The following is a 22,812-nucleotide window of genomic DNA, read 5'->3' on the forward strand; positions in this document are numbered from 1 at the left end:
TCCCCGGGCGCGCGGCCGGGGAGGGCGGTCGCGCCCCCTCCCGGTTCGGAGGAGGCGCCGCCACGGCGCGGGAAGGGCGGGCGCGGTCCGGCGCGGCCCGGAGGGGCCGCGCCGATCCCGTCTCCTCCGCCTCAGTCCTCCCCGGCGCCGGGGATGATGAGCGCGTCCACCGCGACGATGTCGTCGCCCCGGCAGATCAGCGGATTGACGTCGAGCTCGGCCAGCCCCGCCCCCGCATCGGCGGCGAATTCGGAGACGCGGGCCACGACCTCGGCCAGCTTCGCCTTATCCACCGGCGGCAGGTCCCGGAACCCGTCGAGCACCGCGGCGCCGCGCAGGCGGGCCAGCATCTCGGAGGCCTCATGGGGCGTGACCGGGGCGGGCGCGGCGACGCTGTCGCGCATCAGCTCCACCATCACGCCGCCCAGGCCCACGACGATCACCGCGCCGAAAGTCGGGTCGCGGCGCGCGCCGACCACGATCTCCACCCCCGCGGGGGCCATGCGCTGGATCAGCACGCCTTCGATGCGGGCGTCGGCCTTGTAGGCCTTCACCCGGGTCATCATGGCGGCGTAGGCGTCCTTCACCGCCTCGGCGGACTTGAGGTTGAGCGCGATGCCCCCGGCCTCGGTCTTGTGCGGCAGGTCGGGGCTGTCGATCTTCATCACCACCGGGAAGCCCAGCGCGGCGGCCATGTCGGCGGCGGCCTCGGCGCTGGCGGCGGGCTTCTCCTCGATCACCGGCACGCCGTAACCCGAGAGGATGGCCTTGGCCTCGCGCTCGGTCACCGGCTGACCGCCGGCGGCGGCGAGCGCCTGGGCGAGCCCTTCCGACGGCGTGGTCAGGCGGGGCTTGTCCACCGGCTCGACCTTCTGGGCGTGAATGCGCATCCACTCGCTGATCGCGGTCATGCAGTGGCGGGCGGAGCGGAACACGGCGAGGTTGTCGGCCGAGGCCACGTCCACCGCCGCCGGCCCCTCCAGCCAGCCCGAGAGCCAGGGCACCGCGATGATCTTGCCCGCCTGGCCGGCGAGCTCGTTCATCAGCTTCATGCGATCGATGGAGGGCACGGTGACATTGGGATGCGGGACCAGCATCAGCCCGTATTCCTTCTGCCCCAGCATGGCGTTGATGCAGTCCACCAGGCTCTGGCGATCGTTGATCACCTGGGCGGTCACGTCCACCGGGTTGGCGGCGGAGCCGTATTCGGGGATCTTCGATTCCAGCACCGCGCGGACTTCGGCGTTGGGCTGGGGAAGCGGGATGCCCGCGTCCTCAGCCGCATCCGTCAGCACCACGCCGGCGCCGCCGGAGGTGGCGATGATGGCCACGCCCTCCGCGCCCTCGACCGGGGGCCGTGCCTTGGCGAGAAACTGGGCGGTGTCGATCAGGCCCTCGATCTCGTCGACGAAGACGCCGCCGGCGCGCATCACCATGGACCGGTAGGCCTCGTGGGAGCCGGCGAGCGAGCCGGTATGCGAGGCCGCCGCCGCCGCCCCGGCCTCGCCGCGGGCGACCTTGCTGACCACCACGGGCTTGCCCGCGGCATGGGCCTTCTTGATCGCCGCCTCAAGGCGCGCGCCGTCGGGCACGCCCTCGATCACCGCGGCGATGGCTTTGCAGACCGGATCCTCGGCCAGGTAAGAGATGCAGTCGGACACGTCCACGTCCGACGAGTTTCCGCAGGCCAGCATATGCGACAGGTGGTGGCCATGCTTGGCCGACTGGTGCAGCGCCAGGCCCAGCGCGCCGGACTGGGTGACCAGGCCCACGCGGCGCTCGGCGGCGGGGCGGGCGTAGGTCTCCTCGAAGTCCATGCCGAACATGAAGGTCACGCCGGCGCCGATGGAGAAATTGACGAAGCCGATGGCGTTGGGGCCGATGATCGGCATGCCGGCGTCATGCGCCATGCGCGCGTTGCGGCGCTGCAGCTCGGCGTTGTCGCCGCCCATCTCGGCGAAGCCGGAGGCGTAGATCATCACGCCGCCGCAGCCCTTGGCGATGCATTCCTCCAGCAGCGGGCCGATCGCCTCACGCGCGGTGACCAGCACCACGCAGTCGGGCGCCTCGGGCAGCGACGCGATGGAGGGGTAGCACTTGCGCCCCATCAGCTCTTCGTAGCGCGGGTTCACGAAATAGATGTCGCCCTGGAACTCGCCCAGGTTCTCGTAGGTGCGCTGGCCGAAGGAGCCCTCGCGCTGCGAGATGCCGACGATGGCGATGGAGCGCGGGGCGAGCAGGCGCTTCATCTCCTCGCCGCGATAGAGACGGCCGCCGGCGCTCATGCCCGGGCCCCGCGGGGCTGGCGCGCGGCAGACCGCGCGTCGGGGCGCGCGCCGATCATCGGGCGCAGGTGGTCGAGCGGGGCCGCGGCGGCGGCCGTACGCGAAACGGGCATTCCAGTCCTCCCTGACATCCGGGGGCGGGAACGTCGGGTCGGAGCCTTGGTCCGCCAGTCGCACCGGATGTTCTGTTTTCTCGGGGGTAGCACGGCGCTTCCCCCCGGGCAAGACGATCCGTTAACGGGATCGATAAGGCAAGCATAGGAAGGCGCGCGACGGGGCGGCCGCGGACGGAAGCCGCGCGACCACCCGCGCGCGGGCGTCACCGGGGCACCCGCGCGGCGCGGCGGCGGGGTCGCCCGGCGGCGCCGTTTCCGGGCGGGAGACGGCGCGCGGGATGGCGCGCCAGGCGGGGCGGGAGACGGCGGGCCATACGGGGCGCAAGACGGGGCGCAAGACGGGCGAACGCGCCCCGCGCAACCGCGTCAGCCCCCCAGCGCGACCGAGAGACCGGCGGCGGCGGGCAGCAGATGCGCGCGCATGGCGACGACGTTCTCGGCGTTGAACCGCTCCCGCGGCCCGCTGAGCGACAGCGCCCCGATCAGCCGGCGATGCGGGCCGAAGACCGGGGCCGCGAGGCCGGCGCATTCCGGGTCGCGCTCGCCCAGCGAACAGGCGTGGCCGGCGACGCGCACCGCCTCGAACGCTTCGCCCTCGGCCCCGTCGAAGGCCAGGATCACCCGGCCCGCCGCGCCGCGATCCAGCGGCAGCAGGTCGCCCGCATGGACCCGGTCGAGCGTCGAGTGGTTGGATTCGCGCCGGAACAGGCACAGCCGCAGCCGCGCGTCCTGGCGAACATGGAAACTCGGGCTCTCGCAGCCGGCCTCGACCAGCGCCGCCATCACCGGCTCCACCAGGTCGCGCAGCGGGTTGCGCCGCTCATAGGCCATGCCGAGCCGGCGCACGGCGGGGCCCAGCGCATAGCGCGCGTCCTGCACGCGGGAGACGTAGCCGTGCCCCTGCAGCGACTCCAGCAGGCGCAGGATGGTGCTTTTGTAGAGCCCGGTGGCGCGGGCGAGGTCGGAGAGGGTCGGGGCCTCCTCGCCCTGCTCGATGGCCGCGAGGATCGACAGCGCCCGGTCCACCGCGGCGACGCCCTTGCCCGGCGCCTCGGCCTCGGGCGGGAGCGGGGAGGGGGGAGTCGTGTCGGAGGCGGAGGCTGGCGGCATGGACGGTCCTCGGATCGGCGGCAGGCGGACCGGCGGGGCCGCGTCCTGCAGGTTCGGCATCCGAAGACAGCTCCGCAGGGAGGCTCCGGGAGGACGACGACCATCGCCCATCGCCGCCGCCGAATCCAGACGAAACGGACCGCGCGTTCCGACAAGGAGAATGCGCGCGCCTCCCGAACCGCCGCTCCGCGATCGCGGCCAGCCGGGGCCATGGAGGCGTGCGGGATGGCGTGGGGAAGGGATGGGGGGGAGGGATGGAGGATCGCCCCGCACAGGGAGAACGGCATGACGCCATGAGGAAGCGCGCCCCGATACGCCGCTTGACCCGAAGGTCCGGGGCCGGGCGCAAGCCGGTTCCGATCCGCGCGCGGGCTCTGCGCGATGCCGCGCCGCGCAAGCCCCCCGGCCTGCGCTTCGCCGATGCGAACGGGTCTGCGCTCGGGCCCAATCCGCTCGCGGATCGTTGCGCGTCGCCCCATGCGCGAGCATTGCGCCGCCGCGTCAACTCGCCTGGCAAAAACAGAACAAGTGGTCCGACAGGGCGAATATCCATGGACATGGAAACGCGGGCGCCGGCATGGATGACGCCCGGCGGAACAGGCCGGGAGCCCCGTGATGAGCGCCGCGCCCTCCGCCCCCACGCCCGACACGACCCGCCGGGCCGCCGCCGGCCCCGCCCGCCTGCTCATCGCCAATCGCGGCGAGGTGGCGCTGCGCATCCTGCGCGCCGCCGCAGGGCTGGGGATCGAGACCGCCGCCATCCACGCCCCCGACGACGCCGAGGCGCTGCATGTCCGGCTCGCCGACCGGGCCGTCGCCCTGCCCGGCCACGGCGCCGCGGCCTATCTCGACATCGCGGCGGTGATCGAGGCGGTGATCGAGGCGGGGCGGGCTATGGGCTGCGACGCGGCGCATCCCGGCTACGGCTTCCTGTCCGAAAACCCCGACTTCGCGCGCGCCTGCGCCGAGGTCGGGCTCGCCTTCGTCGGCCCCTCGGCCGAAGCGCTGGCCCTGCTGGGCGACAAGGCCCGCGCCCGCGCCCTGACGCAGGAGCTCGGCGTGCCGGTGATCCCCGGCTCGGGGGAGACCGACCTCGCCGGCGCCGCGGCGTTTCTCGACAGGCTCGGGCCCGGCGGCGCGGTGATGGTCAAGGCGGTGGCGGGCGGCGGCGGGCGCGGGATGCGCCCGGTCGCCGATCCCGCCGCGCTTCCGGCCACCTTCGCCGCCTGCGCCGCGGAGGCCGAGCGCGCCTTCGGCGACGGGCGACTGTATGTCGAGCGCCTGCTGACCCGCGCCCGCCATATCGAGGCGCAGGTGATCGGCGACGGGACCGGCGACGCGGCGCATCTGGGAGAGCGGGAATGATCGCTCCAGCGCCGCCGCCGGAAACTGGTGGAGATCGCGCCCTCGCCCTCGATCACGCCCGCGCAGCGCGCGGAGATCCTGGGCCACGCGCTGGCGCTGGCGCGGGCGGCGCGCTATCGGGGGCCGGGCGCCTTCGAATTCCTGGTGGACGAGACCGACGGAACCGCCGTCTTCATCGAGGCCAATCCCCGCCTGCAGGTCGAACATACGGTGACCGAGGCCGTCACCGGCATCGACCTCGTGAAGGCGCGCGTGAACTTCGAGGTCATGCAGCCCGACGGAACCTCCGGCCCCGGCGTGCGGGTGGATGGCGCGGGCTATGGCGGCTATGCGCCCAGCCCGCATTACGACAGCCTGGTCGCCAAGGTCATCGTGCAGGGGCGGGGGGATTTCGCCAGAGTGGCGGAGCGCGTCTATCGCGCGCTGGGCCAGTTCCGGCTGGAGGGCGCGCCCTCCAACCTCCCCTTCCTGATGAACCTGTTGCGGATGGAGGAGGTCCGCGCCAACGCCGTGGACATCGGATTCGTGGACGCCCATGCCGCCGCGCTGGCCGCGCCCGGAGAGGGGCGCCCGGTGCTGTTCGCGGGCGCCGGCGCCGCGGCGGAGGATGGCCCGGCGCTGGACGGCCCCGCGCTGGGCGGCCCCGCTCTGGACGGCCCCGCGGGGACGCGGCCGGTGGTCTCGCCCCTGACCGGCGTGGTGGCGGAACGGCCTGCGGCGCCGGGAGAGGCGGTGCGGGAAGGCGCTCCGGTCGCGGTGCTGGAGGCCATGAAGATGCAGCATGTGGTGACGGCCCCGTTCTCCGGCATCCTTCGCGCCGCGCCGGGGATCGGCGACAGGGTGGACGAGGGCGCCCCGCTGGCCTTCCTGGAGCCGGCCGAGATCGAAGGCGCCGGGCCGGAAGCGGCGGCGGAGATCGACCTCGACCATATCCGCCCGGACCTCGCGGGCTCCCTCGCCCGCCATCGGCAAGGCCTGGACGAGGGCCGCCCGGCCGCCGTCGAAAAGCGCCGCGCCAAGGGCAAGCGCACAGCGCGGGAGAACGTGGCGGATCTCTGCGATCCCAGGAGCTTCGTGGAATACGGCGCGCTGGCGGTGGCCGCCCAGCGCTCGCGCCATCCCGAGGAACTGCTGCGCGAAATCTCGCCGGCCGACGGGCTGGTGGCGGGCGTCGGCGCGGTCAACGGCGCGCTGCTCGACGCGGAAAAGGCCCGCTGCGCGGTGATGGTCTAGGCCGAGGGCGGCGGCGGCCGGCCCGGCGACACCGACAACCGGCCGGGCGTGAACCTCGCCAACCCGACCTTCTGGCAGTTCGCCCGCATGTCGGCGGTGGCGCCCCTGGCCGGCATCGTCTCGGGCCGCTGCTTCGCGGGCGACGCCGCGCTGGCCGGCTGCTGCGACGTGGTGATCGCGACCGAGGACGCCTCGCTCGGCATGGGCGGCCCCGCGATGATCGAGGCCGCGGGGCTCGGCGCGGTCAGCCCGGAGGCGGTGGGGCCGATCTCGGTCCAGTCGCCCAACGGAGTGGTGAACCTGGTGGTCGCGGACGAGGCGGAGGCGACGGCGCAGGCCAGGTGCTGCCTCGCCTGTTTCCAGGGCGATCTCGCGGGCTGGGAGGCGCCGGAGCCGCGCCGCCTGCGCCATGTGATCCCGGAGAACCGGCTGCGCGCCCATGACGTGCGCGCGGTGATCGAGGGGCTGGCGGATGTCGGCTCGGTCATGGAGCTGCGGCGGGACTTCGGCAGGCAGCTGGCCACGGCCTTCATCCGGATCGAGGGCAAGGCCTGGGGGGTCATCGCCAATGTCCCCGCGCTGGGCGGCGGCGCGGTGGATGCGGAGGAGGCCGACAAGGCCGCGCGCTTCCTGCAACTGTGCGACGCCTTCCATGTGCCGATCCGGTCGCTGATCGACACGCCGGGCTTCATGGTCGGGCCGCAATCCGAGACGCGGGCGACGGTGCGGCGTTTCTCACGCATGTTCCTGGTGGGGGCGAGCCTTCGGACGCCGATGTTCTCGGTGATCTTGCGCAAAGCCTATGGGCTGGGCGCCATGGCGATGGCGGGCGGGAGCTTCCACGAGAGCAGCCGGATGACGCTGAGCTGGCCGACCGGCGAGTTCGGGGCGATGGGGCTGGAGGGCGCGGCGCGGCTCGGGTTTCGCAAGGAGCTGGAGGCGATCCCCGACCCGGAGGCCCGGCAGGCGCGCCATGCCGGGATCGTGGCGGGCATGTACGCGGTCGGGAAGGCGGTGAACATCGCGCCCTACCTGTCGGTCGACGACGTGATCGACCCGGCCGACATCCGCGCCCGGCTGGCGGCGGCGCTGCGGGCGATGCCGCGAGCGACCCTGCCCAGGGACGCGCGGCGGCCGATGATCGACGCCTGGTGAAAAGGCGGCGGGGGGCGGGAAGGCCCCGCCTCGCCCAGCCCCCGCCCAGCCCCCGCCCCGCCCGACCGTCGCTCCCCACCCGCCCGCCCTCGCGCCGGTCAGACGGGGCGCGGGCCGGGCGAGCGGGAGGCGATCTCAGACCGTCTCGGTCTTGGCGGCGAGAAAGGCCTCCATGCCGGCCTCGCCGCCCAGCGCCCGGGCGACGAAGGCCTCCGGCGACCCGTGCTCGGCCTCCAGCGCCTCCCAGGCCGCGTCGAGATAGGCGCCCTCGACCTTGGCCAGCGCGTCCCGCGCGATCTGCGGCAGGGTCGAGACCGAGGAGGACGAATGCGGCTTCCACAGCTCGTTGGACACCAGGTAGTCCGCCACGATGGCGTCGCGCGACGCCGCCAGCGCGGTGAGGATCATCGCCGCGGCGAAGCCGGTCCGGTCCTTGCCCGCCGCGCAATGCCACACGATCGGCTTTTCACCGGCCTCCGCCGCCAGGGCCAGGAACTCCGCGAAGACATGGCCGTTGTCGCGGACATAATAGCGGTAGGTCTCGCGCATCGCCTCGCGGGCGGTGGCCTCGGTCAGGGCGCCGGCGTCGTGCAGGGCGCGCACCCGGTCGCCGGTCTTGGGCTCCACCGGCATGGCGACGCGGCGGCCCTTGATGGCGCCGGGCAGCGTGTAGGGCAGGGCCGCGGCCTCGTCCACGCCGCGGAAATCCACCACCGCGTAGGGGTCCAGCGCCTCCATCTGCGCCAGCGCGGCGTCCGAGTAGTTGTGCGGGCTGGCGCAGCGGTAGAACCGCCCTTCGCGCACCCGCCTGCCGCCGGCCAGCGGCATGAAGCAGAGCGAGCGGAAATTCGGGGCATCGGGGTGCAATTGGCGGCTCATGTCGGGTCCTCCCGGGCGCGGCGGACGCGCCCTCCCTGTCCTCGCCCGTTGTTTCGGGCCCATCGGTCAGGTTTCCTTAACGCCGAATCCGTCCTTGCTCCCCGGCGACAGGGCGACGCAGAACCGGGCCGGGGTTGAGGCGGGGGCCGGGTCGGGGGGCCAAGGTTGGGGCTGTCAACAAACGACAATCGCTCTTCAAAACCGGGCGCCCTCGCGCTAACCTCCACGGCAATGCCATTTTCACCCGCGGTTTCCGCGCCTTCGCCGTTCCGCCCCGCCGCCCGCCGCCGCCACCCGTCGCCGCCCGTCGCCATCCGGAGAGACATGACCGAACCTTTCGCGCCCCGTCTTGTCGAGAACCGGCCCGCGGACCCTGAGCCACCGGGATCCGGCCTCGGCGCCTCCGACGACATGATCCGGGCCTTCTACTGGACGCGCCGGCCGCGCACCCTGCCCGAGCAGATCGCCGACGACGTCTCGCGACGGATCCTGGGCGGCGAGTTCCAGCCCGGCCAGCGGGTCGGAGAGGTCGAACTGGCGGAGCGTTTCGGCGTCTCCCGCGGGCCGGTGCGCGAGGCGATCCGGGAGCTGGAGAAGCGCGGGCTGGTGGAGATCTTCCCCCGGCGCGGGGCCTTCGTGGCCTCCATCGACAACGACATGGTGGCGGACACCTTCAACGTGCGCGCCGCGCTGCTGGGGCTGGCGGCGCGTTATGCGGCGGCCCTGGGCGAGCCCGAGGATTTCGAGCAGATCGAGGACCGGGTGCAGCGGCTGGAGGCGCTGACCGACGACGCGGGCGCCGATCCGCTGACCTGCGCGCTGGCCTCGGCGCGGGTGGGGGCGGCGATCGGGCGGGCGAGCCGGTCGGCGCTGATGAAATCCATGCTGGTCTCCTTCGCCGAGGGCACGTTGTGGGGCCTGATCTGGCGCGAGCACCAGGTGGATTACCAGACCGCCGCCCGCCGGCGGGAGGCCGCGGCGGGCTGGCGGCGGGCGCTGGACCTGATCCGGGCCCGCGACGGAGCGGCGGCGGAGGCGGCGGTGCGCGATCTGCTGCACGACAACCGCGACCGCACCCTGAAGGTGTTTTCCATCCCCGGCGCCCCCCCCGCGGACCCGCGCCGCCAGGTGCGTATTACGGAGGGGTGAGACGCAGCCTCGGGCACATCACACGCCCGGCGAAGCCCCTGTAGGGCGGGTGCGAACCCGCCATCACCCGCCGGGATCGGACGCGCCGCGGTCCAACCCTTCGAACAGGTTTTCGCCGCCGCGCAGGGAGAACCGCTCGGCTTCGGAGACCACGGCCACGACCGCGTCGATCTCCAGCCCGTCCACCCCCAGCAGGGCCTCCGCCAGCGCGGCGCGTGAAAGGCGCGAGGGAATCGCGGCCCAGAAGGCATGGCGCGCCTGATCGTGACCCCAAGCCGAACGATCCCGGCCAACCGGCGCGGCCGCGTAGGGCGCGGGCGCCATCCACGCATCCCAGTCGAACCCCTCGACCATCCTGGCAGGATACCAGAGGTCGTCGATCCGCATCGCCTCCGCGAACCGCCGAACGGCCTCCGGCCCCAACCCCGTCTCGATGGCCAGCCACAGCAGGGCCATGCGGAAGGGCGCCGGCCCCTCGCCATCCCCCAGAAACGCCTCCAGCTCCGCCCCGCGCCGCCGCGCGCGCATCAGCCGGTAGAGGTTCACGAACCGCTTCACCTTGCGCGGCGAGGCGCCGATGACCGGGCCGAGCGCGCCGATGGCGTCGCGCTCGGCCCGCGTCAGACGCAGGCGGGCGTAGAGGGCGGCGGCGGTCTCGGGCGGCGGCGGGGGCGCGAGGTCGTGGACCGTCAGCCCCCCCGAAGCCGGCGGGGCGGCAGGGGCCGAGGGCGCGTCGCCCCCTTGGGCCGGCGGGTCCCCGGCTTGCGCCCCGTCGCCCTCCTCCGGCGCCGGTTCGCCCAGCAGATCGTCGACCAGCCGCGCATAGCCCCCGCCCTCCCCGAAATCGAGCGGGCGGAGGCGGAACGGCGCCTGGAAGATCTTCTCCAGGTAATCCGCCACGCTGGGGCGATCGCCGGCGTCCGCGGGCCCCTCCGCCCCGTCGCGGGTCAGCTGGCGGCGGTAGAACCGGCCCAGCGCCCCCTCGATCCAGCGGGAATCCACGCCGACCACCACCACGAACAGGTCGAAGGCCAGCAGCAGGTGGATCGCTTCCAGCACCTCCACCACCTGCTTGTCCCGGCAGCGGTCGAGGTCGTCGATATAGAGCACGATGCGCTCGATCCCCGGCAGGTCGTCGGCGCCGCCCTGCCCCGCGCCCGTCGCCCGCTCGCGCATCAGCCGGGACATCAGCTCGAAGTCGTCGCGGATCCGGCTGAGCAGGCCGAGATGGCGGCGATAGCCCTCGCCCCCGGCCCGGTCCTCGATGAAATGCGCCAGCAGCTCCGCGGGGCGTTCGCCGCGGGCCAGCGCGCGCAGCCCGGCGAGGTCCTCGCGCGCCTGCGCCAGGTCGCGCTCCTGCGCCGCCTGCTCGGCCTCCAGCCGCTCCAGCTCCGCGCGCGCCCCGTCGCGTTCGGCCTGGGCCTTCGCCTCGGCCTCGAAGACCGGCTTCAGGGCGGCGTTGACCCGCCTCAGATGCGGCGCGAGCCAGGCGGCGGCCCCGGTCAGCGCGCCCAGTCCCGCCGCCGCCGCCGCGCCGAATTCCGCGAGCCGGGCGGGCAGCCCCGCCTCCGCCAGCCAGAGCGCGCCGACGCCGCCGACCGCCAGCAGCGCGAGGCCCAGAAGCGGGCTCCAGGCCGCGCGCCGCCCGGAGGTGAGCGAGCCGAGCACCAGCCCCAGCCGCCCGCCGAGGCGCCGCCCCTCCGCCGCCAGATCGCCCAGATCGGCGAGGGAGCCGCCGGCGGAGACCACACCGATTTCGCTCAGCGCCGCGTCCAGCCTCGCCCGCGCCTCCGGGTCCAGCATGTCCGGCGCCGCGCGCGCCAGGCGCAGGAACTGCGCCGCACGGCCCGCCTCCAGCGTCGACAGCTTCTCGCGGGCTCTTGCGACCTCTGCTCGGCGCGCGGCGGCGGTCGCGGTGGCCTCTTTCGTCATCGCTTCGGCGGTGGCGAGCTCTCGAATCAGCGCTTCGAGCTGCGCCTCCTTCAGGAAATCAAGCGAGTCACCGTGGCTCTGCCGGTCCAGCTCCCGGAAGATGTGGGACACCAGCGAGGCCCAGAGATTGGCGTCCAGATAGTGCCAGGCGTTGAACCAGACATGCACGACATTGCGCACGAAAGGCGACGGCTCCCCGGCCCCGGCCAGCCGGATGGCGGCGGCGCGGTTGTCCTCCACGCCCTCCTCGATCATGCGCATGAAGGTGGACTTGCCCGAGCCCCAGGCCCCGAAAAGCCCGATGGCGAGCGGCGGGCGGGCCTCCTCCAGGCAGATCAGGTCGGCGAAGGCGCGGGCGTCGGCGGCGGCCCCCAGCCGGTCGGCGGCGAGCCAGCCGCCGCCCTCGCGCGCGCGCGTCACGTCGTCGGAGCGGAAGTCCGGCAGGGGGGCGGGCGCCGGCGCCGCGGGGCGCAGGCCGGCGGCGAGGCCGGCGGGGTCGATGGCATCGAACACCTCGCGCCAGGCGCGCTCGCGCTCGAAGCGGGTGCGCTGGGCCAGCACATGCGCGGCCTGCGCGTCGCGGAATTCGGCCAGCGCCTGCGCCGGGTCGGGCCGCAGCAGCCCCATATCGGCCAGCGCCTGGGCCCCGGCCGGAGCCCCGGCGAGGGCGGCGAGCAGGTGGCGGGCGTCGATCCGGCGCTGGTTGGCATGAGTGCGGCGCACGATCCGCGCGGCCTCGATCACGAGGTCGGTCAGGTCCGGCGCCAGGGCGGCGCGGGCGGCGGCGCCAGGGACGGGCGCCGGCCGCGCGTCGTCGGGGCGGATCGCGGGGTCGTCCGAAAACCCCTCGGGGCGGGAGACGGCCCAGTCGAAGGCGGCCTCCTGGGCGGTGGCCCAGTCGCGCTCCTCCTTGGTGTCGGCTTCCTCCAGCGCGGCGGCGAGATAGGCGAGCGGGGTGATCAGGCGAACCGGCGCGCCCTCGGGCCCTGGCACGTCGGGGGCGGCGGGGTAGTCGAGCGCCCGGCGCAGGGTCTCGGCCAGCGTGTCCGACAGCTTCATCCCCCCGGCGCCGGCGAGCAGACCGTCAAGCTCCAGCGCCTTGCCGGCCGCGCCGGCGAGGGGGCCGATGTCGGGCGCGGAGGGATCAGGCGCGGCGTCGGCGTCGGCGTCGGCGTCGGCGTCGGCGTCGGAAAGGATCCCCCGCGCGGCCGTTCGGGCCTCCTCCTGCGCGGTGAAGGGGAAGTCATCCTCCTCTTCGCCGGGTGCCGGATAGGGGGGCGGGTCCGGCGCAAGGTCCGCGGCCGCCTCCCGCCCCTCGCGCGCGGATTTCGCGGCAGGCCGGGCCGACGCCTTCGACATCTTCTCGGGAGGGGGTTCGGCCATCGCGGCCTCCGGGATTGCGCATCACGTCGACCGCCAACGTAGCGTCACCCGGCCCCGCCTGTCTGCGCCCTTGCGCATGTTGCGGAAAGCGGGACAGTCGTGCCCAGGCGCGCTACCAAGCGCATGATCGCAGCGTTCAGACCCCCGGAGACCCCGCCATGACCGAATTCGTCCTGCCCCCGGCGCCCCACGCCTCGGTCGCCGTCGCGGGAACCTCCGCCCGCTTCGCCGTGCGCCGGGTGTTCTGCGTCGGCCGCAACTACGCGGCGCACGCGCGCGAGATGGGCAAGGATCCCGACCGCGAGCCGCCGTTCTTCTTCACCAAGCCCGCCGATGCGGTCTTCGACAGCGGCCAGACCATCCCCTACCCGCCCGCCACCGCCGACCTGCACCATGAGGGCGAGCTGGTCGCGGCGCTCGGCCTCGGCGGCACGAACATCGCGGAAGACGCCGCCCTGTCCCATGTCTGGGGCTACGCCGCGGGCAATGACCTGACCCGCCGCGACCTGCAGGCCGAAGCCAAGTCCATGGGCCGCCCCTGGGACCTGGCCAAGGGCTTCGACAACTCGGCGCTGTGCGGCGCGCTGCACCCGGTCTCGGAGGTCGGGCACCCGGAGGCCGGGGCGATCTCGCTCTCGGTCAACGGGACGGTGCGCCAGAAGGGCGACCTGGCCGAGATGATCTGGTCCCTGCCCGAGGTGATCTCGATCCTGTCGCGCACGGTGACGCTCGCCCCCGGCGACCTGATCTACACCGGCACCCCGGCGGGCGTCGGCGCGCTGGTCGCCGGCGATCGCTGCGTGACCGAGGTCGCGGGACTGAGCCCCGCCGTATTCGCTTTCGCGCCTCCCGCGGCATGATCCTCGCGGTCGCGCGCAAGTTGCGCGATCGCCCCATGCCTGCGATCATTGCAGGGCGCGACCAGTTGCCCGAGCCGACGTCCGCCCGCGGGGGTTGATCCGCGCGCAATGGCGCCGTTACGTCAATATTGTTGTCGACGGTTCACAGCTTGAGACCGCGTCCCACCCCGCGAGGTGGGGCCGGTCAGGGAGGATTTCGTTTTGACCTTGAAGAGAGCCAGATCATGATGGCGAACGACGACCCGCGCGGGACCGCGGCCGCCTCCGCCATGCCCGGCGTCCTGTCGGCGGCCGCGATCGGCGCGGAACCCGCGCCGATGTCGATTCCCGACCTGCCCGGCCATCTTCTGCGCCGCTGCCACCAGATCGTGGTGGCGCTGTTTCTCGACGAATGCGGCGCGCACGACCTGACGCCGCTGCAATTCGCCGTGCTCGGCGTGCTGCGCCAGTTCGGGCCGCTCGACCAGGTGACCCTGGGCGGGCTGGCGGCGCTGGACCGGACCACGGTGGCGGTGGTGCTGCGCAACCTGGAGGAGCGGGGCCTCGTGGTCCGCGCCCAGTCGCGCCGCGACCGCCGCGCCAAGATCGTCACCATCACCGAGCGCGGGGCCGACGTCGTCATCGGCGCCGAACCGGCGGCGATCAAGGCGCAGGAGCGCGCGCTGGCGCCGCTCGACCCGGACGAGGCCGCCGAGTTCGTGCGCCTGCTGCGCAAGCTCGCCGAGGGCAACAACGACTTCAGCCGCGCCCCCCAGAAGCGCCGCTGACATCCCGCCTGCGGGGGGACCGCGATCGGGGGCGCGGGCGGGAGGGCCCCCTCCCGGTCGCGGCTCCGCATGGTCGCGGCTTCGCATGACCGGGGGGCGGCGGCTCAGCCGCCGCGGGCAAGCGGCGCGGCCCCGATCCCCTTCGCGCTCATCCCCGTCGCGCTCATCCCCGTCGACCCGATCCCCGTCGACCCGATGCCCGCGGACGCGTCCGCAGGCTCGCCGGTGGCGCCGCCCATTTCGGCCATCGCCCCGGCCAGTTGATTCGCGAAGCGCGCCGAGGCCACCGGCAGCGACCGCCCCCGCATCTGACCCAGCAGAAGATGCCCCGCCGGCACGTCGCGGACCGAAACCTCGCGCGCCGTCACCCCGCCGCCGGTCAGCGACTTCAGGCCGATGGGGATCTGGAAGGCCACCGCCTGCTCGTGCCGCACATAGTGGCGCAGGAACTCGAAGCTCTCGGATTCCACGGTGGGATCGATGCTCAGCGACCGCCCGCGCACCGCCATCTCCAGCAGGTGCCGCACGCCGTAGGGATGGGTCGGCATCGCCTGCGGCCAGGCGAGACAATCCCGCAGCCGCAGCTCGCCTTCCTTGGCCGCCAGCGGGTGATCCTCCGCGAACACCGCGAAAACCGGCTGGCGCATGGCGAACAGCACCTCGAAATCCGCGAGATAGACCGGCTCGAACACCAGCGCGAGGTCGGAGCGGAACTCCGACAGGTCATGTTCCGCCGCCACCCGGTCGCGCACCCGGACCGAGAACGACACGCCGGGATGCGCCCGGCGATAAACCGCGATCTGTTCGGGCAGGAAATAGGGCAGCAGCGCCTGCGAACAGGCGATGGAGACATGCCCCCGCCGCGCCCCCGACAGGTCCGCCACCTGGCTCTGCACCCGCGCGAGGTCCGAGATCTGCGCCCGGATATGCTGGACCAGAAGCTCTCCCGCCGGGTTCAGGCGCACGCCGCGGGGCAGACGCTCGAAGATCGGATAGCCGAACTCCTCCTCGAAGCCGGTGATGCGCCGGTTCAGGGCCGAGGAGGTGATCGCCATGTCCTCCGCCGCCTTGCGGATGGAGCCGGCGCGGGCCACCGCCTCGATCAGGCGCAGGGTCTGCAAGTGTCTCATGGCGCGTCTTTCATATGGGGGCGTCTTCCGGAGTGCTGCAAATAGGGAACCACGTCTCTGCGTTTTGAGCAATTGTGCGACGCACCCTCTGGCCGCACCTTCTTTCGCAAACGCGGCGCCGCCGGAATCGCGCCCGGACCAGACCCGAACGAACGCCGAACGGCGACGACCCAGCGACAGAGGAGCGGACCATGGACATCACCCCCAGCCGACGCGGATTTCTGAAACTCGGAGCCAGCGGCGCGGTCATCGCCGCTTCGCAGCTGCCCTTCCTGAAATACGCGCAGGCGGCCGGCGAGGAGACGGTGGTGGTGGTCATGGGCCAGACCATCAACTCGCTCGACCTGCACCGCACCGGCACCAACCGCCCCTCCTACCAGGTCGCCGTCAACTGCTATGACCGGCTGGTGTCCTTCGGGACCAAGGAGATGCCGGACGGCAGCCTGTCCTACGACTATTCGGTGATCGAGCCCGAGCTGGCCGAAAGCTGGACGGTGTCGGATGACGGCACGGTCTACACCTTCAAGATCAAGCCCGAGGCCAGGTTCCAGGACGGATCCAAGGTCACCGCCCATGACGTGAAATGGTCCTTCGACCGCGCCGTGTCGGTCGGCGGCTTCCCCACCGTGCAGATGAAGGCCGGCGGGCTGGAGCGGCCCGACCAGTTCGCCGCCGTGGATGACGAGACCTTCACCGTCACCCTCGACGAGGCCTCGAAGCTGGCCCTGCCCGACCTCGCGGTGCCGGTGCCGTTCATCCTGAATTCGGCCGTCGCCAGGGCCAACGCCACCGAGGCGGACCCGTGGGCGATGGAATTCGTCCACAAGAACACCATCGGCTCCGGCGCCTTCAAGGTGGTGCGCTGGGATCCGGGCCAGCAGCTGGTCTATGAGCGCAACGACGACTGGACCGGCGGCCCCCTGCCCGGCGCCAAGCGCGTGGTGCTGCGCGAGGTCCCGTCCCAGTCCACCCGCCGCGCGCTGATCGAGCGCGGGGACGTGCAGCTGTCCTACAACATCCCCAACAAGGACGCCGCCGAGCTGGACGCGATGGACGACGTGGCCGTCTACTCGACCCCGATCGAGAACGCGATCTACGTCGTCTCCCTGAACTACGACTTCGAGCCGTTTCAGGACCCCGATGTGCGCAAGGCCGTCGCCTACGCCATCCCCTACGAGCAGATCTTCAAGACCGCCGCCTATGGCCGCGGCGTGCCGATGTGGGGCGGCAAGGGCGTGGACGGCCCGGCCTGGCCGCAGCCCTCGCCCTATGAATACAATCTCGACAAGGCCAAGGCGCACCTGGAGAAGTCGGGCTTCGCCAACGGCTTCGAGGTTCCCTTCTCCATCGACCTTTCCCAGGCCGACTGGATGGAGCCGACCGCCCTGCTGATCCAGGAGAACCTGGCCAAGCTCGGCATCACGACACAGATCGACAAGATCCCCGGCGCCAACTGGCGCACCGCGAGCCTCGTGGAAAAGCGCCTGCCGCTGGCGCTGGAGACCTTCGGCGGCTGGCTGAACTATCCCTGCTACTACTTCTTCTGGGCCTATCTCGACGGGCACCTGTTCAACTCGTCCAACTACAAGAACGACGAGATCGAGGCGCTGGTCGCCAAGACCCTGAAGATGCCGGTGGACAACCCCGAATACGCCCCCGCCGTCCAGCGCATGTTCGAGATCGCCTTCGAGGACCTGCCCCGCATCCCGCTCTGGCAGCCGGCGCTCAACGTCGCATCCAACGGGGCGGAGGGATACGAATACTGGTTCCACCGCGAGCTCGACGCCCGCAAGCTGACCAAGGCCTGACCCGATGCCGAGCCGTTTGAGAGCCGTTCTCATGCGGCTCGCGCAGGCCATCCCGGTGGTGCTCGGCGTGGTGCTGGTCAGCTTCCTGCTGACCCGCGCCCTGCCGGGCGACCCGGCCGCCTATTTCGCCGGGGACGCGGCCACGCCCGAGTCCATCGCCGCCACCCGCGCCAAGCTGGGGCTCGACAAGTCCATGCCCGAGCAGTTCCTGCGCTATTGCGGGGACCTGCTGCGCGGCGATCTCGGCCAGTCGCTGAGCACCGGGCAGCCGGTGCTGGACGAGCTGACCCGCCGCCTGCCCGCCTCGCTGGAACTGACGCTGACCGCGCTGCTGATCTCCTGCGGGATCGCCGTGCCGCTGGGGGTGCTGGCCGCGACCCGGCCGGGGTCCTGGGTCGACCACCTGTGCCGGGTGCTGGTGACGGCGGGGGTGAGCCTGCCGACCTTCTTCACCGGGGTCGTGCTGATCTACGTGTTCTACTACCTGACCGGCTGGGCGCCCTCGCCGCTGGGCCGGCTGGACTTCATCTATATCGAGCCGCCGACCGTCACCGGCTTCCTGCTCATCGACGCGGCGCTGGACGGCGACGGCGAGACCTGGGCCGCCGCCCTGCGCCAGCTGATCCTGCCGGCGCTGACGCTGGCGCTGTTCACCATGGCGCCCATCGCGCGGATGACCCGCGCGGCGATGCTTTCGGCGCTGTCCTCGGACTTCATCCGCACCGCGCGGGCGGCGGGACTGACGTCGCGCAAGGTGCTGTTCGCCTACGCCTTCCGCAACGCCCTGCTGCCGGTGGTGACCACGCTGGGCATGGTGTTCTCCTTCACCCTGGGGGCCAATGTGCTGGTGGAGAAGGTGTTCGCCTGGCCGGGCATCGGCTCCTTCGCGGTGGAGGCGCTGGTCGCCTCCGACTACGCCGCCGTCCAGGGCTTCGTTCTGTGCATGGCGCTGCTGTTCGTGGCGCTCAACCTCGTGATCGACATGGCCTATTCGCTGATCGATCCGCGCATCGGGTTCGACAGCAAATGACCGACGCAACCATACCCGCGCCCAAGCCCGCATCCCCGCGGCGCCAGGGAAGCTTCGACCACATCGTCTACGTCCTGAAGGACAACCCGGTGACGATGCTGGCCTTCGCCATGTTCGCGGTGCTGATCTTCGCCGCCGTGCTGGGGCCCGCGCTGGCGCCCTATGACCCGCTGGCCACCGATGCGGCCATCGCGCTGCAGCCGCCCTCCGCCGCGCACTGGTTCGGCACCGACAACCTGGGGCGGGACGTCTTCTCCCGCACCATCGTGGCGACCCGGCTGGACCTGCTGATCTCCGTCGCCGCGGTGGCGATCAGCTTCGTGGTCGGCTCGGCGCTGGGAGCCGCGGCGGGCTACTGGGGCGGCTGGCTGGACGTGGCCCTGTCCCGCGTGCTGGACACGATCATGGCCTTCCCGCTGTTCGTGCTGGCCATGGGCATCGTGGCCGCGCTGGGCAACACGATCGAGAACATCGTCTACGCCACCGCCATCATCAACGTCCCCTTCTACGCCCGCCTCGTGCGGGCCGAGGTCAATATCCGGCGCGAGGCGGGCTTCGCGCTCGCCGCCAGGCTTGCGGGGAACTCCGACATCCGCGTGCTGGCGCTGCACATCTTCCCCAACGCCCTGCCGCCGATGATGGTGCAGGTGTCGCTGAACCTGGGCTGGGCGATCCTCAACGCCGCCGGCCTGTCCTTCATCGGGCTGGGCGTCCGGCCCCCCACGGCCGAATGGGGGATCATGGTGGCCGAGGGCGCGAACTTCATCGTCTCGGGCGAATGGTGGCTGGCGATCTTCCCCGGTCTCTGCCTGATGTTCGCGGTCTTCACCTTCAACCTGCTGGGCGACGGTCTGCGCGACATGGTCGACCCGCGCCGGAGGACCTGAGCATGCTGTCGATCAAGGATCTGGCCGTCGCCTTCCGCACCCGGCGCGGAGAAGTCGACGCGGTGCGCGGCGTCTCCTTCGACGTGGCCGAGGGCGAGGTGCTCGGCATCGTGGGGGAGAGCGGATCGGGCAAGTCGGTCACCTCCTACGCGCTGATGCGCATTCTCGACGCCGGCGGACGCATCAAGGCGGGCGAGGCGACCTATGGCGGCGTGGATCTGCGCCGCGCCTCCGAACGCGACATGCAGGGGATCCGGGGGCGCGAGATCTCGATGATCTTCCAGAACCCCCGCGCCGCCCTGAACCCGATCCGCAAGGTGGGACGCCAGATCGAGGACGTGCTGCGCCGCCACGCCCGCGCCGACCGCCAGAACGGCCGGGCCGAGGCGATCAGGGCCATGGAGGCGGTGCGCATCAACGACGCCGCCGCGCGCTACGACGCCTATCCGTTCGAGCTGTCGGGCGGCATGTGCCAGCGGATCGTTTGCGCCATCGCGCTGGCCTGCGACCCGCGCCTGCTGGTGATGGACGAGCCCACGACCGGGCTCGACATCACCACCCAGAAAGCGGTGATGGAACTGGTCACGGACCTGATCCGCGCACGCGCCATGTCGGCCATTCTCATCACCCATGACCTCGGGCTGGCGGCGCAGTATTGCGACCGGCTGGTGGTGATGAAGGACGGCGAAATCGTCGAGGCCGGCGACCCGGGCGCGCTGTTCTCCCGCCCTGCGCACGCCTATACGCGCAAGCTGGTGGACGCGACCCCGCGGGCGGGCGCCTCGATCCGCTCGCTGCTCCCCGCCGAGGTCCGCACCCCCGAGCCGCCCCGCCGCATCACCGACGAGGCGCTGCTGGAAGTCCGCGACCTGGTGAAGACCTTCGCAGGCAAGTCGGGGCCGGTGCATGCGGTCAGGGGCGTCAGCTTCGACGTGAAGAAGGGGCAGTCGGTGGGGCTGGTGGGCGAATCCGGCTGCGGCAAGTCCACGACCTCCTCGATGGTGGTGCGGCTGCTGGACCCGACATCCGGGGAGATCCGGTTCGAGGGGACGGACCTGGCGCAGCGCCCCGCCGCCGGCTTCGCCCGCGACCCGATGCGCTCGCGCATCCAGATGGTGTTCCAGGACGCCACCGACAGCCTCAACCCCCGCCATACCTCGCGCCAGACCATCGCCGAGCCGCTGCGCGCCATGGCCGGCCTGCGCGGCCGCGCGCAAGGCCAGCGGATCGAGGAGCTGGCCGATCTCGTGGGCCTGCCCCGGACGTTGCTGGACCGCTTCCCGCACCAGCTCTCGGGCGGGCAGAAGGCGCGGGTGGGGATCGCGCGGGCCATCGCGGTGAACCCGTCCTTCCTGATCCTGGACGAACCCACGGCGGCGCTCGACGTCTCCATCCAGGCCATCGTGCTGAACCTGCTGGCGGACCTGCGGGCGCGGCTGAACATGAGCTATCTGTTCGTCTCCCATGACCTGCACGTGGTCCGGCTGCTTTGCGATCATGTGGTGGTGATGAAGGGGGGCGAGATCGTCGAGCAGGGCTCGGCCGAGCAGGTGATGACCGCCCCCGCGGACCCGTACACGGCGGAGCTTCTCTCCGCCGCGCCGAAGCCCCCCGCCCCGCGCGCAGCGGCTTGATCGTCCCGCGCGCAGCAGCCTGAGGCGCCCCGCGCGCAGCGGCCTGAGGCGTCCCGCGCGCAGCGGCCTGAGGCGTCCCGCGCGCAGCGGCCTGAGGCGTCCCGCGCGCAGCGGCCTGAGGGGCGCGGCGCCGCGCCCCTCAGGCCGCTGCGCCGGGTCACATCCGCGTTGATGGCGCCCTTGCGGCGGCCGCCGGCATGGCCACGCCGCATTCGGCCCTTATCTGGAGGTCAGGAACCGGACTGGATCCGGGGAAAGGACCATTCATGACCGGCCCGACCCGCCGAAACGCCCAGCCTCGCGCTCTCGCGCCCGCCCCGCTGCCCGCGCTTCTGCCCACCCTTCTGCCCACCCTTCTGATCGGGCTTCTGACCGGGCTTCTGATCGGGCCCGCGGCGCCTGCGCGGGCCCAGGACGCCGCGTCCCAGGACCCCGCCGCCGCGGCGGCCGCGGCGCAGGCCCAGTTCCGCGCGCGCGCCGCCGCACGCCGCGAGGCGGGGATCGCGCAGCCGTCGCGGGACGATGACCGGGCGCTGCGGGATCTGGAAACCGGCCCCCCCGCCAGCGCGTCCGCGGTCACCGGGGCCTCCGCCGCCGAGCGTCGGCTGGACTCGGCCGCCAGCGCCCGGCGCGACCGCGACCGGGCGATCGACAGCCAGCGCCGGGCGCTCTCGGACCAGATCCGGACCTATGATCGGATCGACAACTCGCTCAACCGCATGGGGGCGGCGACCGACGCGAAAATGCGCGCCCTGCGCGACTGAGCCCGCCCCGGGGTCCGATCGGCTCCGCCCGCCTATTCGGCCGCGGCCGCCGGGTCGCGCCCGAAGCTCTTGAGCACGCCGCGGGCGGCCATCTCCTTGATCTTCGCCTCGTCGATGCCAAGCTCGCGCAGCACATCCAGCGTGTGCTCGCCCAGCTCCGGCGGGTGACGGTCAGGGCCGGTCTCGACGTCCCGGCTTTCCAGCGGCAGGCGCAGGTCGCGGGCGGGGCCCTGGCTGGGATGCTCGTAGTCGCGGAACAGGCCGACCGCCTGCAGATGCGGGTCCTCCGCCAGGTCCGCCACCCCCAGCACCGGCGCGCAGGGGATGTCGAGCCGGCCCAGCACCTCCAGCCATTCGGCGGTGGTGCGGGTCGGCAGGATCTCCTCCGCCAGGATCCGGTAGAGGTCCTGGACATGGGCGGCGGCGGCGTAGCGGTCGAGCATCATCGGGCTGTCGAGCAGGTCCTGGCGGCCGATCTCGGTGAAGAAATCGGTCCAGTGCCGGAAATTGTAGAGCGTGTGGATGATGTGCCCGTCCGACGTCGCCACCGGCTTGCGATGCGGCGACATCATGCGGGCGTAGCCGTAGCCCGCGGCCTCGGAGGCCGGGTCGTCGCGGAAGGCCTGGCCGTTGAGATGCTGGTTCATCACCGCGGTGGCGACGGTCTCGAACATCGGGGTCTCGATGAAGCAGCCCTGCCCGGTGGCCCGCGCCCGCAGCAGCCCCGCCTGCACGGTGTTGGCCAGCGTCAGGCCGCAGAGCAGGTCGTTGACCGCCATCGGGATCATCGCCGGTTCGTCCCGGTGCAGCGAGACCAGCGAGGCCACGCCCCCCCAGCCCTGCACGATGTCGTCCACCGCCGGCCGACCCGCATAGGGGCCGGAGGACCCGAAGCCCGTGGCCTGGGCGTAGACCAGTTGCGGGCGGATCGCGCGCAGGGCGTCGTAGTCCAGCCCCAGCCGCGCCAGCGCCGCGGGCCGCATGTTGTGCACGAAGGCGTCGGCGCCCTTCACCAGCTCCAGCACCGCCGCCTTGGCCTCGGGGTCCTTCAGGTCGATGGAGACCGAGCGCTTGTTGCGGTTGTTGGCCATCCATTGCGCGGTCATGCCGCCGCGAATGCGGGCGTGGCCGAGCCCGCGATAGGTGTCGCCGTCCAGCGACTCGATCTTGATGACGTCGGCGCCCAGATCGCCCAGCATCTGCGTCGCCAGCGGTCCCAGCAGGATATGTCCCGCCTCGATGATGCGCACGCCTTCGAGCAGCTTGAGCATGGCCGCCTCTCCTCCCCGGATTCACGCCGGCCTCGCGCCGGACTTGGACCCTAT

At 72.5% G+C, this 22,812-nt stretch carries 16 protein-coding genes and 1 pseudogene; 11 read left to right on the forward strand and 6 right to left on the reverse strand.

The window, feature by feature from the left end; translation table 11 throughout:
- Positions 1-131: 131 nt before the first annotated feature.
- Positions 132-2,285: an acetate--CoA ligase family protein gene (locus BLV24_RS14325; protein ID WP_092682973.1), complete on the reverse strand. Its 2,154-nt coding sequence runs from the start codon at positions 2,283-2,285 to the stop codon at positions 132-134.
- A gap of 482 nt (positions 2,286-2,767) precedes the next feature.
- The gene (locus tag BLV24_RS14330; protein ID WP_092683373.1) at positions 2,768-3,511 is read right to left on the reverse strand and encodes an IclR family transcriptional regulator; all 744 of its coding nucleotides are present in this window, start codon (positions 3,509-3,511) and stop codon (positions 2,768-2,770) included.
- 615 nt (positions 3,512-4,126) lie between these two features.
- Here BLV24_RS14330 and BLV24_RS22600 point away from each other — a divergent pair.
- From BLV24_RS22600 to BLV24_RS22255, 3 genes and pseudogenes are all read left to right on the forward strand, one after another.
- Positions 4,127-5,119 (forward strand): annotated as a pseudogene (locus BLV24_RS22600) (ATP-binding protein); the annotation flags it as partial.
- Positions 5,120-5,143: 24 nt separating this feature from the next.
- On the forward strand, positions 5,144-6,109 hold the full coding sequence (locus tag BLV24_RS22605) for a biotin/lipoyl-containing protein (protein ID WP_281242932.1): 966 nt from the start codon (positions 5,144-5,146) through the stop codon (positions 6,107-6,109).
- Between the two features lie 48 nt (positions 6,110-6,157).
- Positions 6,158-7,264: a carboxyl transferase domain-containing protein gene (locus BLV24_RS22255; RefSeq protein WP_218133429.1), complete on the forward strand. Its 1,107-nt coding sequence runs from the start codon at positions 6,158-6,160 to the stop codon at positions 7,262-7,264.
- Positions 7,265-7,399: 135 nt separating this feature from the next.
- On the opposite strand, the gene BLV24_RS14340 is transcribed toward BLV24_RS22255, so the two are convergent.
- Positions 7,400-8,143 (reverse strand): tyrosine-protein phosphatase, encoded by a 744-nt coding sequence (locus tag BLV24_RS14340; RefSeq protein ID WP_176954764.1) that lies wholly within the window; start codon positions 8,141-8,143, stop codon positions 7,400-7,402.
- Between the two features lie 324 nt (positions 8,144-8,467).
- On the opposite strand from BLV24_RS14340, the gene BLV24_RS14345 reads away from it, so the two are divergent.
- Positions 8,468-9,292, forward strand: a complete 825-nt coding sequence (locus tag BLV24_RS14345) for a GntR family transcriptional regulator (protein WP_176954765.1) — start codon at positions 8,468-8,470, stop codon at positions 9,290-9,292.
- Between the two features lie 63 nt (positions 9,293-9,355).
- Here the strand turns inward: BLV24_RS14345 and BLV24_RS14350 are convergent, their stop codons facing one another.
- On the reverse strand, positions 9,356-12,607 hold the full coding sequence (locus tag BLV24_RS14350; RefSeq protein WP_092682979.1) for a P-loop NTPase fold protein: 3,252 nt from the start codon (positions 12,605-12,607) through the stop codon (positions 9,356-9,358).
- 158 nt (positions 12,608-12,765) lie between these two features.
- Between BLV24_RS14350 and BLV24_RS14355 the strand changes: the two genes are divergently transcribed.
- Positions 12,766-13,467, forward strand: a complete 702-nt coding sequence (locus tag BLV24_RS14355) for a fumarylacetoacetate hydrolase family protein (protein WP_092682981.1) — start codon at positions 12,766-12,768, stop codon at positions 13,465-13,467.
- A gap of 224 nt (positions 13,468-13,691) precedes the next feature.
- Positions 13,692-14,234 (forward strand): MarR family winged helix-turn-helix transcriptional regulator, encoded by a 543-nt coding sequence (locus BLV24_RS14360; RefSeq protein ID WP_218133430.1) that lies wholly within the window; start codon positions 13,692-13,694, stop codon positions 14,232-14,234.
- Between the two features lie 104 nt (positions 14,235-14,338).
- Here the strand turns inward: BLV24_RS14360 and BLV24_RS14365 are convergent, their stop codons facing one another.
- A complete protein-coding gene (locus BLV24_RS14365) occupies positions 14,339-15,364 on the reverse strand; it encodes a LysR family transcriptional regulator (RefSeq protein ID WP_092682983.1) in 1,026 nt (341 codons plus the stop codon).
- Between the two features lie 191 nt (positions 15,365-15,555).
- Here BLV24_RS14365 and BLV24_RS14370 point away from each other — a divergent pair, with 191 nt between their 5' ends.
- The 5 genes from BLV24_RS14370 (at position 15,556) to BLV24_RS22020 (ending at position 21,487) form a co-directional block, all read left to right on the forward strand.
- Positions 15,556-17,172 carry an ABC transporter substrate-binding protein gene (locus BLV24_RS14370; RefSeq protein ID WP_092682985.1) on the forward strand — a complete coding sequence of 539 codons (1,617 nt, stop codon included), beginning with the start codon at positions 15,556-15,558 and terminating at the stop codon, positions 17,170-17,172.
- A gap of 4 nt (positions 17,173-17,176) precedes the next feature.
- Positions 17,177-18,202 carry an ABC transporter permease gene (locus BLV24_RS14375; RefSeq protein WP_092682987.1) on the forward strand — a complete coding sequence of 342 codons (1,026 nt, stop codon included), beginning with the start codon at positions 17,177-17,179 and terminating at the stop codon, positions 18,200-18,202.
- Positions 18,199-19,089, forward strand: a complete 891-nt coding sequence (locus tag BLV24_RS14380; protein ID WP_092682989.1) for an ABC transporter permease — start codon at positions 18,199-18,201, stop codon at positions 19,087-19,089. The genes BLV24_RS14375 and BLV24_RS14380 overlap by 4 nt, the downstream gene beginning before the upstream one ends.
- 2 nt (positions 19,090-19,091) lie before the next feature.
- Entirely contained in the window at positions 19,092-20,723 is a 1,632-nt protein-coding gene (locus tag BLV24_RS14385) for a dipeptide ABC transporter ATP-binding protein (RefSeq protein ID WP_092682991.1), read from the forward strand.
- Between the two features lie 266 nt (positions 20,724-20,989).
- A complete protein-coding gene (locus BLV24_RS22020; protein WP_092682993.1) occupies positions 20,990-21,487 on the forward strand; it encodes a hypothetical protein in 498 nt (165 codons plus the stop codon).
- Between the two features lie 32 nt (positions 21,488-21,519).
- Here BLV24_RS22020 and BLV24_RS14395 read toward each other — a convergent pair whose 3' ends face one another.
- On the reverse strand, positions 21,520-22,758 hold the full coding sequence (locus BLV24_RS14395) for a CaiB/BaiF CoA transferase family protein (RefSeq protein ID WP_092682995.1): 1,239 nt from the start codon (positions 22,756-22,758) through the stop codon (positions 21,520-21,522).
- Positions 22,759-22,812 lie beyond the last annotated feature (54 nt).

It is taken from the genome of Albimonas donghaensis (genome assembly GCF_900106695.1).
GTDB lineage: Bacteria > Pseudomonadota > Alphaproteobacteria > Rhodobacterales > Rhodobacteraceae > Albimonas > Albimonas donghaensis.

What these genes read in the sequence shown, in the direction of transcription:
- BLV24_RS14325 (WP_092682973.1), bottom strand. Translation starts at nt 2,285, where the DNA reads ATGAGCGCCGGCGGCCGTCTCTATCGCGGCGAGGAGATGAAGCGCCTG.
- BLV24_RS14330 (WP_092683373.1), bottom strand. Translation starts at nt 3,511, where the DNA reads ATGCCGCCAGCCTCCGCCTCCGACACGACTCCCCCCTCCCCGCTCCCG.
- BLV24_RS22605 (WP_281242932.1), top strand. Translation starts at nt 5,144, where the DNA reads ATGCAGCCCGACGGAACCTCCGGCCCCGGCGTGCGGGTGGATGGCGCG.
- BLV24_RS14340 (WP_176954764.1), bottom strand. Translation starts at nt 8,143, where the DNA reads ATGAGCCGCCAATTGCACCCCGATGCCCCGAATTTCCGCTCGCTCTGC.
- BLV24_RS14345 (WP_176954765.1), top strand. Translation starts at nt 8,468, where the DNA reads ATGACCGAACCTTTCGCGCCCCGTCTTGTCGAGAACCGGCCCGCGGAC.
- BLV24_RS14350 (WP_092682979.1), bottom strand. Translation starts at nt 12,607, where the DNA reads ATGGCCGAACCCCCTCCCGAGAAGATGTCGAAGGCGTCGGCCCGGCCT.
- BLV24_RS14355 (WP_092682981.1), top strand. Translation starts at nt 12,766, where the DNA reads ATGACCGAATTCGTCCTGCCCCCGGCGCCCCACGCCTCGGTCGCCGTC.
- BLV24_RS14360 (WP_218133430.1), top strand. Translation starts at nt 13,692, where the DNA reads ATGATGGCGAACGACGACCCGCGCGGGACCGCGGCCGCCTCCGCCATG.
- BLV24_RS14365 (WP_092682983.1), bottom strand. Translation starts at nt 15,364, where the DNA reads ATGAGACACTTGCAGACCCTGCGCCTGATCGAGGCGGTGGCCCGCGCC.
- BLV24_RS14370 (WP_092682985.1), top strand. Translation starts at nt 15,556, where the DNA reads ATGGACATCACCCCCAGCCGACGCGGATTTCTGAAACTCGGAGCCAGC.
- BLV24_RS14375 (WP_092682987.1), top strand. Translation starts at nt 17,177, where the DNA reads ATGCCGAGCCGTTTGAGAGCCGTTCTCATGCGGCTCGCGCAGGCCATC.
- BLV24_RS14380 (WP_092682989.1), top strand. Translation starts at nt 18,199, where the DNA reads ATGACCGACGCAACCATACCCGCGCCCAAGCCCGCATCCCCGCGGCGC.
- BLV24_RS14385 (WP_092682991.1), top strand. Translation starts at nt 19,092, where the DNA reads ATGCTGTCGATCAAGGATCTGGCCGTCGCCTTCCGCACCCGGCGCGGA.
- BLV24_RS22020 (WP_092682993.1), top strand. Translation starts at nt 20,990, where the DNA reads ATGACCGGCCCGACCCGCCGAAACGCCCAGCCTCGCGCTCTCGCGCCC.
- BLV24_RS14395 (WP_092682995.1), bottom strand. Translation starts at nt 22,758, where the DNA reads ATGCTCAAGCTGCTCGAAGGCGTGCGCATCATCGAGGCGGGACATATC.